At 69.5% G+C, this 15426-nt stretch carries 13 protein-coding genes and 2 pseudogenes; 8 read left to right on the plus strand and 7 right to left on the minus strand.

Features of this window, described 5'->3' with window-relative positions:
- Positions 1-169: 169 nt before the first annotated feature.
- Positions 170-697 carry a cupredoxin domain-containing protein gene (locus ACWGH0_RS12945; protein WP_453404220.1) on the plus strand — a complete coding sequence of 176 codons (528 nt, stop codon included), beginning with the start codon at positions 170-172 and terminating at the stop codon, positions 695-697.
- 139 nt (positions 698-836) lie between these two features.
- Entirely contained in the window at positions 837-1193 is a 357-nt protein-coding gene (locus ACWGH0_RS12950) for a hypothetical protein (RefSeq protein WP_453404221.1), read from the plus strand.
- Positions 1194-1414: 221 nt separating this feature from the next.
- On the opposite strand, the gene ACWGH0_RS12955 is transcribed toward ACWGH0_RS12950, so the two are convergent.
- Both ACWGH0_RS12955 and ACWGH0_RS12960 read right to left on the minus strand, forming a co-directional pair.
- Positions 1415-2062 (minus strand): fasciclin domain-containing protein, encoded by a 648-nt coding sequence (locus ACWGH0_RS12955; RefSeq protein ID WP_453404222.1) that lies wholly within the window; start codon positions 2060-2062, stop codon positions 1415-1417.
- Positions 2063-2137: 75 nt separating this feature from the next.
- A complete protein-coding gene (locus tag ACWGH0_RS12960) occupies positions 2138-3715 on the minus strand; it encodes a molybdopterin-dependent oxidoreductase (protein WP_453404223.1) in 1578 nt (525 codons plus the stop codon).
- Between the two features lie 924 nt (positions 3716-4639).
- Between ACWGH0_RS12960 and ACWGH0_RS12965 the strand changes: the two are divergent.
- A pseudogene (locus ACWGH0_RS12965) lies at positions 4640-5311 on the plus strand (hypothetical protein); the annotation flags it as partial.
- A 404-nt stretch (positions 5312-5715) separates the two neighbouring features.
- On the opposite strand, the pseudogene ACWGH0_RS12970 reads toward ACWGH0_RS12965, so the two are convergent.
- The 3 genes and pseudogenes from ACWGH0_RS12970 to ACWGH0_RS12980 all read right to left on the minus strand — a co-directional run.
- Positions 5716-5851 (minus strand): annotated as a pseudogene (locus ACWGH0_RS12970) (IS5/IS1182 family transposase); the annotation flags it as partial.
- 55 nt (positions 5852-5906) lie between these two features.
- Positions 5907-6806, minus strand: a complete 900-nt coding sequence (locus tag ACWGH0_RS12975) for an alpha/beta hydrolase fold domain-containing protein (protein ID WP_453404224.1) — start codon at positions 6804-6806, stop codon at positions 5907-5909.
- On the minus strand, positions 6803-7360 hold the full coding sequence (locus ACWGH0_RS12980) for a quercetin 2,3-dioxygenase (RefSeq protein WP_453404225.1): 558 nt from the start codon (positions 7358-7360) through the stop codon (positions 6803-6805). The genes ACWGH0_RS12975 and ACWGH0_RS12980 overlap by 4 nt, the downstream gene beginning before the upstream one ends.
- A 754-nt stretch (positions 7361-8114) precedes the next feature.
- On the opposite strand from ACWGH0_RS12980, the gene ACWGH0_RS12985 reads away from it, so the two are divergent.
- From ACWGH0_RS12985 to ACWGH0_RS13000, 4 genes are all read left to right on the plus strand, one after another.
- Positions 8115-8792: an IclR family transcriptional regulator gene (locus ACWGH0_RS12985; RefSeq protein ID WP_453404226.1), complete on the plus strand. Its 678-nt coding sequence runs from the start codon at positions 8115-8117 to the stop codon at positions 8790-8792.
- Between the two features lie 338 nt (positions 8793-9130).
- Positions 9131-10486: an MFS transporter gene (locus ACWGH0_RS12990; protein WP_453404227.1), complete on the plus strand. Its 1356-nt coding sequence runs from the start codon at positions 9131-9133 to the stop codon at positions 10484-10486.
- Between the two features lie 24 nt (positions 10487-10510).
- Entirely contained in the window at positions 10511-11575 is a 1065-nt protein-coding gene (locus tag ACWGH0_RS12995; RefSeq protein WP_453404228.1) for a Rieske 2Fe-2S domain-containing protein, read from the plus strand.
- Between the two features lie 270 nt (positions 11576-11845).
- Positions 11846-12817, plus strand: a complete 972-nt coding sequence (locus tag ACWGH0_RS13000) for a PDR/VanB family oxidoreductase (protein ID WP_453404229.1) — start codon at positions 11846-11848, stop codon at positions 12815-12817.
- A gap of 68 nt (positions 12818-12885) precedes the next feature.
- Here ACWGH0_RS13000 and ACWGH0_RS13005 read toward each other — a convergent pair whose 3' ends face one another.
- Together ACWGH0_RS13005 and ACWGH0_RS13010 are read right to left on the minus strand one after the other, a co-directional pair.
- Positions 12886-13140 carry a DUF1427 family protein gene (locus tag ACWGH0_RS13005; RefSeq protein WP_453404230.1) on the minus strand — a complete coding sequence of 85 codons (255 nt, stop codon included), beginning with the start codon at positions 13138-13140 and terminating at the stop codon, positions 12886-12888.
- Positions 13137-13283: a DUF1427 family protein gene (locus ACWGH0_RS13010; protein ID WP_120720850.1), complete on the minus strand. Its 147-nt coding sequence runs from the start codon at positions 13281-13283 to the stop codon at positions 13137-13139. Before ACWGH0_RS13010 ends, ACWGH0_RS13005 begins: the two co-directional genes overlap by 4 nt.
- A 573-nt stretch (positions 13284-13856) precedes the next feature.
- Between ACWGH0_RS13010 and ACWGH0_RS13015 the strand changes: the two genes are divergently transcribed.
- The gene (locus tag ACWGH0_RS13015) at positions 13857-15011 is read left to right on the plus strand and encodes an acyltransferase family protein (protein ID WP_453404231.1); all 1155 of its coding nucleotides are present in this window, start codon (positions 13857-13859) and stop codon (positions 15009-15011) included.
- The last annotated feature ends 415 nt before the right edge of the window (positions 15012-15426 follow it).

Here is a 15426-nt window from a genome sequence, read left to right on the forward strand (position 1 = left end):
CGCGGTACCGCGACCTTGGCGTGTTGCCCGGCACGCATACCCGGGTGTTCACCCGGTGAATGCGCCGTCTGGGCCATTCGGACCGTCACAAGGGGTGCCTCCGAGCTTCCTGCTGAAGCCTGGGACCAGACGCCAGCGCCGTCCGGCACGGTGAAGGAGGCAGGACGCGATGGAAGCAGAACGCAGCATCATGGACGCGGCAGCCGAGACAAGCTTCCTGACCCTCTTGATCCGGGGCCAGGACCGGACGCTTACACGCAGCGGACCCCACCCGACAGCGAAACAGCCCTCCGGGAGACAACCCATGCTTTCGCGCCCCCGCAGACCGCGGGCAGCGGTAGCTGCCGCTGCCCTGTGCCTGCTGGCCACCACCGGTTGTTCAGACAGCAAAGGGTCACCGGAGTCCCCTACTTCCGCCGCGTCCGTCTCCCCCTCCCTCCCGAAGGAAGCACGGATCACGATCAAGGATTTCACGTTCAAGCCCGCCGACCTGGCCGTCAGGCCCGGCGCGAAAGTCACAGTGGTCAATGAGGACTCCTCCCCTCACACGGTGACCGCCACGGGCAGCAAGGCCTTCGACACCGGCGACATCGCCGCTGGTAAGACGCTGACCTTCACCGCACCCTCGAAGAGCGGGAAATACGCCTACATCTGCACCATCCACCCGTCCATGAAGGGCTCCCTCACCGTGCGATGACCTCGCCACCGACGGCCCTCGCCGGGGAAGGGAAAACCAGAAGACCATGCCGTTCGATCGCTCCGACTCCTCACCTGACCGACCAGCTCACCGGCCCCTAAGGGCAGCAGCGCGTGTCCTGGCGGCAGTCGGACTGGCTGTGGACGCCTACATCCACGCCCACCTGGCAGACCGCTACGACGCGGTCAGCGCGACAATCAGCCAAGGCACACTCTTCCGGATCGAGGCAGCGCTCGCCGCACTCGCAGCCCTGCTCGTCCTGGCGTGGCGCCGCGCACCGGCTGACGCTTTCGCCTGGCTGGTAGCCGCAGGAGGGCTGGCCGCCGTGCTGGTCTACCGTTACGTGGACGTCGGCGAACTCGGGCCGCTGCCCAATATGTACGAGCCGATCTGGTTCGGAGACAAAACGATCGTCGTGATCGCCCAGGCCCTGACCATCGCCGCCACCACAGTGCTCCTGCTCACCGACCGGCGCCGTCGGCGCCGGTTCGCCTGAAGTAGCGGCCGATGATGCCTCCATGATTGCGGCTGGTGGGCGCCGCCGCCGTGCTCGGCTGCTGCGAGTACTGCGAGTGCAATACCGATGTGTCGCTCGGCGACTCGCTGGAGCGCGCGAGGAGACCGCTGCAACGGCCCCCAGCCGGGGCCGTGCAACGGTCTCCTCGCACGATAGGTCGTGCTGTGCCAGTGGGGTCCCGATGGGACCGGGACTGTCGCCTACTTGGGCATGAGGACCGTGTCGACGATGTAGACGGTGGCGTTGGCGGTGGGGACGTTGCCGCAGACGACGTTCGAGGTGTCGTTGACCTTGTAGGACTCGCCCGAGCCGGAGGTGGTCAGCTTGCTCTTCTGCAGCGTTTCGTAGGACCCGTTCTCGAGCTGCTTGGGGGTGAGCTTCTCGCCGACGACGTGGTAGGTGAGGATCTTGGTGAGGGTGGCCTTGTCGGCCAAGACCTTGTCGAGGTCGGCCTTCGGGATCTTGGCGAACGCGTCGTTGGTGGGGGCGAACACCGTGATGTTCTCGGCGTTGTTGAGGGTGTCGACCAGGCCGGCCTTCTTGACCGCGGTGACCAGGGTGGACAGGGCGGGGTTGTTCGACGCGGCCGTGGCCACCGGGTCCTTCGCCATGCCGTCGAAGCTGCCAGCGCCGTCCTTGGGAACCGATGCGCATCCGGGGCCGAACGGCTTGTCCGTCATCGCGGTGTCGTCAGCGGGGGTCGACTCCTTAGGGGCGGAGGCGGCTGCTGAGGAGCCGCTGTCCGACGCGGAGTCGGAGCTGTTGTCAGAACACGCGGTCAGGGCCAGGGGCAGAGCCGCGGCAGCGGCGACGGCGACGGCGGCGCGACGGAAGCGAAGGGTGTTCACGATGTCTCCTTGGGTGATCAGACAGTTATTGCAGGCAAGAGCAGGGGCGAAGAGGTTGCTGTAGGCGGGTGGCGGTCAGTCGACGGTGACGACGACCGAGTGCCAGCCGCTGGCGCCGTCGGGGACGGTGCGGGTGCGCTTCTCGCTCTGCACGGCGCCGGTGCGGTCGGTGGCGCGCACGGTGAGGGTGTGGCCGCCGGGGGTGGCTTTCCAGGGAAAGGACCACTGGCGCCACGTGTCGACGGTGTGCTGCGCGGCGAGGTCGGCGGGCTGCCAGGGACCGTCGTCGACACGGACCTCGACCCGCTCGATGCCCCGGTGCTGGGCCCACGCCACGCCGGCGACCATGACGGTGCCGGCCTTGGGGCGGGCGAAGGGCTTGGGGGTGTCGATGCGGGACTGGGTCTTGATCGGTGCCCTGCGGGCCCACTTGCGCTTGACCCAGTACGGGTCGTAGTCGTCGAACGTAGTGAGTTCGATGTCCTCGATCCACTTGCACGCCGAGACGTACCCGTACAGGCCGGGGACGACCATCCGTACGGGAAACCCGTGCACGAAGGACAGCGGCTCGCCGTTCATGCCGACCGCGAGCATCGCGTCACGACCGTCCATGACGTCGTCCACCGGTGTGCCGAGCGTCATGCCGTCCACCGAGCGGGCGATCAGCTGATCGGCAGGGCCGCCCCGGGAGGGCGGCTTCACACCCGCCTCGCGCAGCAGGTCCGCCAGCCGTACGCCGATCCACCGCGCACTGCCCACGTACGGGCCACCCACCTCGTTGGACACACACGTCAGGGTGATGTCGCGCTCGATCAACTCCCGTTCCAGCAGGTCCTGGAACGTCACCGTCAGCGGACGCTTGACGCCCTTGCCGTGGATCCGCAGCTTCCAGCTGTTGGCGTCGACCTTCGGTACCACCAGGGCGGTGTCGACCCGGTAGAACGTCTTGCTGGGTGTAGTGAAAGAACTGACACCCGGAACGCGCAACTGGGCACCGGCCGGGACAGGTGCCGCCGCTGAAGCAGGCTTGGGAAGCAGTACTCCGGAACGCGATGCCACCGCGTCCTGGCCGCGACGGCCGTTCAGCGTCCGGCCCAGAGCGCCCGCACCGGTGGACGCGACCGCGGCTGCCGAGGCGGCGAGAAGGAACCCCCGCCGGTCCCAGCTGCTGTCCCTGGCCTCTACGGCTGCCGGCTCTTGCTGGGTCCTCAGCCTCCCGATCAACATGTACAGGAGAACAGCACCGACCAGCGCACCCACGAGCGACGGCAGACCGTCCACGATGCCGGACGAGTCGGGGCGGCTCACGGCCGCCGCAGCACCAACCACCCCGAAGAGCAGCACACCCGCCGAACCGATACGCCGGTATCGAAGCGCCACCATGCCCAGAACGAGCCCGAGAGCGGCGAGCGTTGCGAGGATGCCCAACTGCAGGACGAGCTTGTCGTCCTCGCCGAAGTTCCGGATCGCCCAGTCCTTCACCGGTGCCGGCGTTCGGTCGATCGCCGCACCCCCCACCGCGGTGACGGGCCCCGCCTCGGGCCGCACCGCCGCCGATACGAGCTCAGCGACGGCGAGCGCAGCGTAACCGGAGAGCAGGCCGCTGAGCGCAGCGAGCCCCCCACGGGCCAAGGTCGTACCGGAGATCCTCACGCCCCCATTCGGAACCGTCCCCCCACCGGATTGGTCCCTCGTCCAAGAAAGGTGAAAACTTCACCCGGCTGGGCTCCGCCGTCACCGTCACCGTCACCGAAAAGCAAGTAAGGGTCTTGACCTGCAAAAACAACAGGTCGCTGTCCCGGCAATAGGCCGCCGTACCAAGGAACCGATCCAGTGAGGGGCCCCGCTGCGCGGCTGGAGACTCTCAGTCCACCGAAGCTCGTCAGGCGTCAGGCATGCTGCTGGAACAGGCGGTTGCACCACGGCCAGGAGGTTGGAAGCCCTGCACTGAGGGCCAGCTCGAGCCTCTGTGAGCCGGTCGGCGCAGCCGAGCGCACGGTCCCAGGCCCGGCGACCCCGGCGCGGCCGGCCACGTCGACTCGACCACCGGGCCCGGCGCGTTTCAAGGGCTTCCCTCCCTGCGCCCGGGTGACGGATCTCCATACGCCGAAACGACCGCAGCAACGTCGTATCCACCGTCCAGGCCCCGCGGCAGTAAGACAAGAACTCGCTGCCCGACAGCCAGGTCTAGGCACCACAGACCCCCCGGCACTGCGCCTGGTCACCGGCGGAGGCTCTGACGACCGCCGGCGGGGCGAGTACGGCCACAACCGCGTCGCCTACGCCACACTCAAGGGCGCCGACTGACCGAGCCCACCACCGCCACGTAATGCCGGCGGAGCTCAACGCCCTCCAGGAGATGACTGGGCCGTACCACCCCCGTCGCGCTGGGCCCTTGCGTACGAGGGAGCGGCCGAGCCCCCGGGCGCTCCAGAACCCACTTCGGCGGTCTGGTCAAACCGGGGCGCGCGACCAATCCACATCGGATACCGCGACGAATAGAGGGCGAACGGGAAAAATACCCACAATGGAGCCGGTCTCCGGCCGGTGAACCTCCCCGGAAGGGGATGCATCGCAATGACAGTCAAGCGCTCAGCCCGTTTCACAGCCCTCATGGCACTGCCCGCAGCCTTCACCCTCGCCCTGGCCACACCAGTGCTGGCCCACGACGGGCGCGACAGTGGTTCCCAGGCCAAGCACGCCCGGGACTACCGGGTCGATCTGCGGCAGCTCAACGACTCAGGCGCCGGCGGCACCGCGCTGCTCAGCCTTCAGGGCCGGCAGCTCACGGTGAAGATCAACGCCCAGGGCCTGGTCCCCGGCCAGCCGCACGCCCAGCACATCCACGGTTCGACATCGGGGCACAACTTCCACTGCCCCGACGCCGGTGCGGACAAGAACGGTGATGGCATCGTCACGACTACCGAGGGCCTGCCCGCCTACGGCGATATCAACATCTCCTTGACCACCAAGGGCGACACAACCAAGGCCAGCGGATTGGCAGTCGACCGGATGCCGGTCGCGGACAGCAACGGCAACCTGTCCTACTCGCGCACGATCACGGTCTCCAAGGCCGTGGCGGACAACATCACCAACCTGCACGTGGTGCAGCACGGTATCGACCCCAACGGCAACGGGAAGTACGACTTCGGCAAGGGCAAGAGCGAACTCGACCCGAAGCTGCCCCAGGAAGCCACCGCCCCCGCCAGCTGCGGCATGCTGCAAGGCTCCACGGGCTCTGCGCCGATGACTCACGGCTGACCAGCAGGGCAAGAGCGGGGCACATCCGGCTGACCCGGCAACACCGCACGGCCGGCGTCGACACGACGCCGGCCGTGCGGTACGTCGCCATAGGCATGGGCAGGCACCGTGCCCCGGGCCAGTACGGAAGGGTGGTTGACCGCTGCGGCCGGCCCCTGTGGTGGCTCGCCAGGGTGTGCTGAGACGGCGGCACATGCCGTGATGCGGCAGGACGGGGGATGAGGCTCGACCAGCTGCGGACCGACATGCGCTTCGACGGGTGGCACGACGAAAGCCGACTTGAGCACTTTCTGACCAGCCTGGGCAAGGGGCAACCGCCATGCTCCTCCGCTGCACCCACTGCGGAGCCCACCTCGCCTACGCTGACGCGTCGTGAACTCCCATCAGAAGCTGTTCACCGAGTCGATAGCGCAGCGGGACCAGCCCAGCTCGCGACCGGACTTGAGCTCGTCGCGTACCAGGCGGTGCACCTTCGCGGGCCTTCCACTCCGTGAACCGCCGGTGAGCACTGCCCCCGACGCCCACCCCACAGCGGAGGTCACTGATCGCTGACACCGCCGGCCCAGGTGCGGGGCACCCGGGATCACAGCCTCCGGTCAGCCACGATACGACGGGCGAAGGCCAGGGTGAGGGTGAAGATCTCCTCCACCTGGGCATCGGGAAGCCCGTGCCAGCCGTGGTCGGCGCCGGGCACTGTCTGCAACTCCACGGGTGCCTGGGCGCCCTCCAGTGCCGTGGCGAGGGACTGGCTGTGTGAGCAGTGCACCATGGTGTCCTGCTCGCCGTGGACGAGGAGGAACGGTGGTGCGCCGGAATGGACGTGGGCGAGAGGGCTGGCTGCCCGGGCGCGCTCCGGGGCGGCTGACGGGGCCGCGCCGAGCATGAGTGCCTCGGGGGTGGCGGCGTTCTCCGGGGCGAAGCGGCCTCGTGTGGAGGTCAGGTCGCTCGGTGCGTACCAGATCACGGCGCCCGCCAGTGGCGGATCGGCGTGGGTCAGGGCGAGAAGCGAGGCCAGGTGTCCGCCGGCGGACTCTCCCCACGCCACTGTGCGCGCGGTGTCGATGCCGAGTTCTGCGGAGCGCAGGGTGAGCCAGCGCAGTGCGGCGCGCAGATCGTCCAGCGGGGCGGGGAAGGTGGCTTCACCGCTGAGTCGGTAGTCGACGCAGGCGACGGCGATACCGGCGGCCGCGATGCGTGCGAAGGGTCCGGGACTCCAGTGGCGCGTGCGCATCCCCATGTCGTCGCGCCGGCCGCGCCGCCAGGCGCCGCCGTGCACGAACAGCACCAGCGGAAGAGGCTCCTCCTGGACGGCCCCCGGCAACCACAGGTCGAGTTCCAGCGGACGGCTGCCCTCGACATCGGCGTAGGGGACGCCGCGCAGTTCTCGTACGCCGGCGTCGTGCGACGTGGCTGGCGGGAGAGGAGCGTGGTCGGGGTGGGGCGCGGCGATCAGTTCCCGCAGGGAGGGTTCGGTTGCCGTCATCGGGTCCGCCACTGGTGGTCGGGCAGGAACCGTACGTCGTACTGCTCGGGGACAGTGGCAAACTTGTGGGGTGCGGGGACGACCGGCTGGTGCGGCAGGCCGAGTTGCTCGGCAGGTGCGCCGAAGTTCTCGAAGAACCGCTCGAAGGTGCCTCCGGGGCCGGCGGCGACGCCGACCACCTGGCTGTGGTGGCGCTCCATGCGGTAGGCGTGGCGGCAGTTCTTGGGTACGAAGCCGAAGTCACCGGGCGTGAGCAGCTTTTCCTGCTGGTCGCCCTCGGTGTCCTCGACGAACAGCCGGACCGCGCCCTGGGTGATGTAGAAGACCTCGTGGGTGTCGGTGTGCAGGTGGGCCGGGATGAGGTCGCCCTTGGGGCCTTCGACGGTGAAGAAGTTGAAGGTGTTCTCGGTCTGCTCGCCCCCGGCGTAGATGGTGATCAGGTCGCCGAACAGATGGGCGCGGTCTCCCTCTCCTCTCTCGATGAAGTAGGGCTTCCCGGGGTCCGCGGGTATCCGGGATGCCTGCCGGTAGCGGGTGGCGTACTCGATGGTCATGTGTCCTCCGGTGATGGGACTCTGCCAAGCATGTCAGGTAGCCTGACATGGAAGAGTGCCGGTAATCAAGCGTTGGTACGAGCCCGGCCTCATGGTGAGAAAGAGGTGCAGTCCACCCACCGCAACCTGCCCCAGACGTAGTGGCGGCTCGGCGCACGGTCGATGGGCCGTGCGTGATCCGTTGTTCACCTGTCCGAGACCCTTGGCTCCCTACGGACATGCGGACGCCGAGGCCGGGCCGTACCAAATGCGTCCAGGGCGCGGTATGACTGGCCGTCACGTCACCACTGCCGCGCGATCACGACGCCCTCACCCCTTCCAGAACGGGGACCGTGTGCCCCCGGCCCGTGCGGTGGACCGTCCCGTCGGCAGGGCCGCTGCGGCCCTCCAGTCGTGCTCCGCGCTGCTCGCCTTCTGCGGCGAGGCCGCGACAGAGGCGTTTCGACGTCTCGACGTGGCCGCGACCTTCTTGCACACTGACCGCCACGGCGTCGGACGAGTCGCCCACGGGTCGTCCGTCCGCCGCGGGCGCGGCCGCGCGACGGCCGGTCGTAACGCACAGTCGGGAATGGGTGAGGGCGCCTTGGAAGACTCGCTCGTACACGAGCCGCAGCATGCCGATGGGGAGCCATCACCGGCGGCGGACGAAGGAGGCACCCCGGCGACCCGCCGCCGGAGCTCCCAGTCGGCCACCGGGCCCGTGCTGGGCCGCGCCCTCCAGATTCTCGGGGCGTTTAGCGCGAGCTGCCCGGAGATGACGTTGAGCGAGCTGTCCCGGCGGTCGGGGCTGCCGGTGTCGACTGTGCACCGGATGCTCGGTGAGCTCATCGCCTGGGGAGCGCTGGAGCGCGGTGACCAGGGTTGCTATCGCGTCGGCCTGCGGCTGTGGGAAGTCGCCTCCCTCGCGCCGCGCGGACAGGGCCTGCGCGAGCGGGCGTTGCCGTTCCTGGAAGACCTCTCCCAGATCACCCGGGAGAACGTTCAGCTCGCGGTCCGCGAGGGTACCGAGGTGGTCTTCGTCGAGCGCATCGCGGGGTCCGGTGCGGTGCCCGTGCTGACGCGCGTGGGCGGGCGCTTCGCCCTCACGGCCACCGGCGTCGGGCTGGTACTGCTCGCGCACGCCCCCACCGAGGTGCAGGAACAGGCGCTCGCCGGCCCCCTCGAACGCTTCACGCCACGCACGGTCACCGATCCGCGGGAGCTGCGTCGCATGCTCGCCGAGGCCCGCACCCACGGCTATGCGGTGAGCGACCGCCAAGTCACGATGGACGCCTTGTCGGTCGCCGCCCCGGTGCACGGCAGCGACGGTACGGTGATGGCCGCCGTCTCACTGGTGGTACGCCACGGCAGCACCTCCGCGCACGCGCTGGCCCGGCTCGTCTGTACCAGCGCCCGCGCGATCTCCCGCGCCATGATCACGCCGCAGGTCTGAACCCCGCAGTCCTGCGCCCGCACCTCCGTACCCACCCACGCCGCGTCGCGGGCCAAGCCCCTGCGGCCAGGCCCTGAGTCCGTCCGCCACGGCGGCGCGGCCGGCATTCCGCGAACGTTTCCCGGCATCCGGAAAGACCCCTGGTGACCCGGGGGCGCCGCCCCCACGATGGTCCGCACCGGTCGACGCCCCTCGGTCCGCCGGGGCCGCACCGCCCGCCTACGTCCTCCGGGGTGGGGGCCCCAGCGGAGCGGAGGGCGTCGACGACCATCACGCAGTCGACAACGGAGTGCTGCCATGGTTCTGCCACCCTTTTCTCCCCTTTCCGGAACCGTCCGGTGACCGGCCCCTCTCTGCGCGCCGCCCTCGACGAGGGGCCGATGAGCCGCTTCCAATGGGGCGCGATCGCGGTGTGCGTCCTGCTCAACATGCTCGACGGCTTCGACGTACTCGTCATGGCCTTCACGGGAAAAGCCGTGTCGGCGGAGTGGGAACTCAGCTCGTCCGAGCTCGGGCTGCTGCTCAGCGCGGGCCTCGTCGGCATGGCACTGGGCGCGATGTTCGTCGCCCCGTGGGCCGAATGGATCGGCCGCCGCCCGGTCATCCTCGGCTGCTTGGCGGTGGCCGCCACCGGGATGCTGCTCTCCTCGGTCAGCCAGTCACCCGTCCAGCTCGGACTGCTGCGGGTGCTCACCGGAGTCGGCATCGGAGGCGTCCTGGCGGCCAGCAACGTCATCGCCGGCGAGTACGCCTCCCGCCGCTGGCGCGGGCTCGCTGTCAGCCTCAATTCCACCGGCTACGCGGTCGGCGCCACCGTGGGCGGGCTGCTCGCGGTCGGCATGATCGGGCAGTTCGGCTGGCGCTCGGTCTTCCTGACCGGCGGCCTGGCCACCGCTGTCGCCGTCCCGCTGGCCTACTTCTGCCTGCCCGAGTCCGTGGACTTCCTGGCCTCCCGCAGGCCGAAGGGCGCCCTGGAGAGGATGAACGCCCTGGCGCGGCGCATGGGCCAACCGCCGCTGGAGCGCCTGCCCGAGCCCACCGCCGTACCGTCCGGAGTCGGGGCCGGATTCCGCGAACTGCTCTCACCCGCGCTGCGCCGTGCGACGCTGCTGCTCTGGTCCGCCTTCTTCCTCGTCATGGCCGGCTTCTACTTCGTGACCAGCTGGACGCCGACCCTGCTGGTCGAGGCCGGCCTGTCCGGCACCCAGGGCCTCACCGGCGGGACACTGCTCAACCTCGGCGGCATCTTCGGCGCGGCCGCGCTCGGGGTCCTCGCCGCCCGCTTCGCGCTCCGCTCCGTACTCATGGCCTACCTCATCGCCACAGCCGTGATGCTGTCGGCCTTCATCGCCTCCACGTCCTCGCTGGGGGCCGCCTTCGTCCTCGGGGCGGTGATCGGCCTGTTCGCCAACGGCTGCGTGGCCGGTCTGTACGCCCTCACCCCGGCCACGTACGGCCCGGGGATCCGCGCCACCGGACTCGGCAGCGCCCTCGCGGTCGGCCGCATCGGAGCGATCCTCGCCCCTACCGTCGCCGGCGGCATGCTCGACGCCGGCTGGAGCCCGCAGAACCTCTACCTGGCCGTCAGCCTGATCTTCCTCGCCACCGCGGCCATCCTCCTGCTGCTGCGCCCCGCCACGGCAGCGCATACGGAGCCCGCCGCCGCCACTCCGGCCGCCGGCACCACGCACTGAACGCCACACTCGAAGGAAACGATCATGACTGCATTCGTACGCGACCAGTGGTACGTCGCCGCCTATGTGCACGAGGTCGGGCGCGAACTGCTCGGACGCACCGTACTCGGCGAGCCGATCCTGCTGTACCGCACGGAGGACGGCCGAGCGGTGGCGATGTCGGAGCGCTGTGTGCACCGGCGCTTCCCGCTGTCGCAGGCACCGAGCCGGCTGGACGGCGACCGGGTGGTGTGCGGCTACCACGGATTCACCTACGGCACCGACGGCGGCTGCGTCTCCGTGCCGGGCCAGCAGCGCATCCCGCGCACCGCACGGCTCAAGACCTACCCGCTCGTCGAGCAGGACTCCTTCGTGTGGGTCTGGATCGGCGACCGCGAGCCGGGGGACAACCTGCCGCCCCGCGCCCCGTGGATGGACTCGCCCGACTACACCGTCGTGTCGGGAATGGAGCCGATCGACGCCGACTACGGGCTGCTCGTCGACAACCTCATGGACCTGTCGCACGAGACATACCTGCACGGCGGCTACATCGGCACGCCCGAGGTGGCCGAAACGCCCATCACCACCGAGGTCGACGACGCGGCCGGCATCGTCCACGTCAGCCGCCACATGGACGACGCCGAATGCCCTCCGTTCTACGCGAAGTCGACGGGCATCGAGGGCCGGATCACCCGCTGGCAGGACATCGAGTACCACGCGCCCTGCCTCTACCTGCTCCACTCGCGCATCGCGCCCGCCGGCGCACCCGGCCCGAACCCGGACGGCAGCGACCCGCACGCCTTCCACGTCGAAGTCGTCTACGGCATCACCCCGTCGACGGAGAAGACGACGTACGACTTCTGGGCCGTGGCCCGCGACTTCGCCCTCGACGACCAGGGGGTCACCGACTTCCTGCGCGGCAACAACCACACGGTGGTCATGCAGGACGTCGTGGCCCTCAACGTGCTGCAGAAGTCCCTGGACACCGAGCCGGCCGGCTACCAGGAGCTGAGCATCAACATCGACACGGGCGGACTCGCCGCCCGGCGCATCCTCGCCCGCCTGGCCCGGGAGGGGGCCGCGACGCAGGCCCGGACGGTGGCCGGATGACGCCGCTCCACCCACCCGTCCTGTCCGGCGAGAACGTCCACCGCATCCACTGGGTGCTCGGTACCGACCGGCTGCTGGCCGTCTGCCACTGCGGTGCGCGGCGGGAGTTCGAGGACCCGGTGGAGCTGTGGGACTGGCTCCAGGGCCATCCAGAGGGCCACCGTCCCGGCCCTGCCCCGGAGCCCGCTCCCGCGTCCACCCCCCGGTCCCGGCACGCGGTTTCGCCTGAAGCCGCGCCCGGTCCCGCCCCCGGTCCGAAAGAGAACCACCATGACGATCACGAGCCCGCAACGCACCGAGGTCGAGCTCGATCTGACCCTGGTGCGCAAGGAGCCCCTCGCCGAGGGCGTCGTCCGGCTCAGCCTCGCCCACCCCTTCGGCGAGCGGCTGCCGGCATGGAGCCCCGGCGCCCACGTCGACCTGGTGCTGGGCCCGGATCTGGTACGGCAGTACTCGCTGTGCGGCGACCCGTGGGACACCTCCCTCCTCCAGGTGGCCGTGCTGCGCGAGCCGCGGAGCCGGGGCGGCTCCCTCGCCGTGCACGACACGCTGGCCGAGGGAGACACCGTCCGGGTGCGCGGCCCCCGAAACCACTTTCCGCTGGTCGACGCACCCCACTACCTGTTCATCGCCGGCGGCATCGGCATCACCCCGCTCCTGCCGATGATCGCCGCCGCCGAGCGGCGGGGCGCCGACTGGCGGCTGGTGTACGGCGGGCGCAGTCGCGCCACCATGGCCTTCGCCGGGCAGCTCGCGGAGCACCATCCCCGCCGGGTGGCACTGCACCCCCAGGACGAGACCGGCCTTCTCGACCTGGACGGGCTGCTCGGCAGCCCTGCCCCCGGCACCCTCGTCTACTGCTGCGGTCCCGAGCCCCTGCTCGACGCGGTGGAGCGGCGGTGTGCCGCCTGGCCGGAGGGCACGCTGCACATGGAGCGGTTCACGCCCAAGTCACGGGAGGACGAAGCCCCTTCGGCCTCCTTCGAGGTGGAACTCTCCCGAAGCGGCATCACGGTGACCGTCCCCCCGGACAAGACCGTCCTCCAGACGGTCGAGGAGGCCGGCGTGCAGATCCTGTCCTCGTGCCAGGAGGGCACCTGCGGCACCTGCGAGACGCCGGTCGTCGAAGGGGTGGTGGACCACCGCGACTCCCTCCTCACTCCCGCCGAACAGGCCCGCAACGACACGATGTTCATCTGCGTCTCGCGCGCCGCCTGCCCGCGCCTCGTGCTGGACCTGTGACCCATCAGCATTGACGGGAGTCCACCGCACGATCCGGAGACGGCGGCCCCGTGGACCGGCTGCCGTCGTTACGGCGTAGGCGTACGTCCCGGGGCGGCACGCCGGGCGGCGGAACGGCGGCGTCGTACCCACCGTGCGCGGAGGGCCGTGGCGACCCGCTCGCCGAGGAGGATGCCCGCCAGTCCGCACAGGCTCAACAGGGGCGGCGCCGGTGCGGCGACGCCCAGTGCCCAGAAGACCGCGCCCATCACCGTTCCGGCGAGGAGTGAGACCGCCGCCCGCCGCGCGAATGCCGCCGCACGGGCCCTGCGCGGGGCGGTCACAGGGCTCCCAGGGCGGCCTGGCTCAGCAGCATGCCGAGCAGGCCGCAGAGCGCGACGGGCGGGGGAGCGGGGGCTTTCACTCGCAGTGCCACGTACAGAACCCCGACCACCATCCCGGCCAACAGCACCTTCACGTATGCCATCAGAACCAGCTCCCATCTGGTGGTTGGGCAGACCGCACGTCGCATAGCCGCGCCACGGCTTTTCGTAGCGCTCGCCCTCCAGCGGCTCCTAGGGCTTCTGTCAGGGTACCTGACACCATGTGCGGTGCGGCGCGCTGTGCCCTTGCCGCCCGGAGTGGCCGCGCCCCTCGATTCCGCCTGAATGCCGAGCGCCCCGCCGGCCAGCCACTGGAGCAGTGTGCGGGCTCGACGCCTACGGGAGCACGCCCCGGGGTGCAGTTCATGTGCCCGCCGCAAAGAGCGGCTGCGTCGAAGCCGTCGACGACACGGGCGCGATCCTGGACGCCGCGGCCGCGGCCAACCAGACCCGGTTGCTCGTACGCGATGGCGAGAGGTTCCTTGGCTCGGTGCACGCCCCCCTGTCCGTGCAAAGAAGGAGAGGCTGCGCCAGCCAAGGTGGAACCCAGTGAGCGACGGGTGTGACACACGCCATAAGGCTCCCGCGGTATCTCACCCCCGACGGGGTAAGCGCGCGATGGCAAAGTGCCAGGGCGACGTTCCAGGGCACCGACAGACGACACGAGGGTGCCTCAGATGTCACACGCTCCTCACGGACGCACAGCCCCGTACCCACCGTTCCGTGAGCCGCAGTTCCAAACCCCCCATGCACGGCCCGTCACGGCTACGCCCCGGCCCGGCGCCGCGAAGCAGCGGGACGCGTTCTTCGACAACGCGAAGTACCTGCTGATCGTGCTCGTGGGCGTGGCGCACATGTGGGAACCCGTGATGGACGGCAGTCGCGCGACCCGTGCGCTGTACCTCGTCGTCTACACCTTCCACATGCCGGCGTTCATCGTCATCTCCGGATACTTCTCGCGCGGTTTCGACATGAGCGCCAAGAAGATCCAGCGCCTGATCACCGGCGTTGCCGTGCCATACGTGATCTTCGAGACCGCCTACACCCTCTTCAGATGGTGGGCCGACGATTCCGACCAGCCGATCAGCCTGCTCGACCCCTGGTACCTGAACTGGTTCCTCATCGTCCTGTTCGTCTGGCGCCTGACCACCCCGGTCTGGCAGTCACTGCGCCATCCTCTGCCCGTCGCGCTCGGCCTCGCCGTACTCGCTTCCGTGACGCCCAACATCGGAGACGACCTCAACCTCCAACGCGTGCTGCAGTTCGCTCCGTACTTCGTGCTCGGCCTGCTGCTGAAGCCGGAGCACTTCCGGATGGTGCGCAGGCGTGAGGTCAGGCTGTTGGCCCTTCCCGTCGTACTGTGCACCGTCCTCTTCGCGTACTGGGTGGCACCCCGCCTTGAGCTCGGGTGGTTCTACCACAGCAGTGCCACTCAGGAGAGGGGGGTGCCGTGGTGGGTCGGGGCCGTCATGACGTTCGCCCTCTTCGGCTGTTCGCTTGTTCTGACGGCCTGCTTCCTGGCCTGGGTCCCCGGCCGCACGATGTGGTTCACGGTGCTGGGCGCGGGCACGCTGGGCGGCTACCTACTCCACGGCTTCGTGGTGAAGGGAGCGGTCTACGCGGGGGTGTTCGAGACGTACTCCTGGCTTTCCACCCCACTTGGATCGGTTCTGCTGACCATGGCGATGGCCGCCATGGTGACCCTGTTGTGCACGCCGTTCGTGTTGCGTCTGTTCCGCTGGGCAATGGAACCCAAGATGAACTGGGCATTCCGCCGCGACCCGGTCGACAACGCCCAACAGCGAGAACAGGCATCCCGCGACACTCGCTGAGCCCTCACCGCGTGGTGATCCGCAGGATGCGTGCATGTTCCCGTCCGGATCACAGCGGGTCCACCCTCCGGCGGAGGACCAGTGTCGCTGAGTGCAACGGCAGGCATTAGGGATGCGTAAAAGTTTCCAAGGCCGGGAGCTGCCAGGAAGCCCCCTGCGGTGCCTTCCGGGCGCGAGGCCGTGCAGGCCCGTAGGGAGGACCCCGCTGTTGTGCTGCGCCTCTGTACGTGGGTTCTTGAGGTGCTGGCACCGGTAGCCGGGGTGGCAGACAGTGCCGCGGCACAAGGTCAGGGCGGGTACCTGGAGCGACTGTGCGCGGAGCGGTACCGCGTCGTTGGCAGGCCCATACTCGGTGATCGTCGGGAGTCCCTGGCTCGTAGCCGTTGTGCGCGTGCGCTGAAGAAGTCGGAAGGGT

Source organism: Streptomyces sp. NPDC054887, assembly GCF_053610585.1.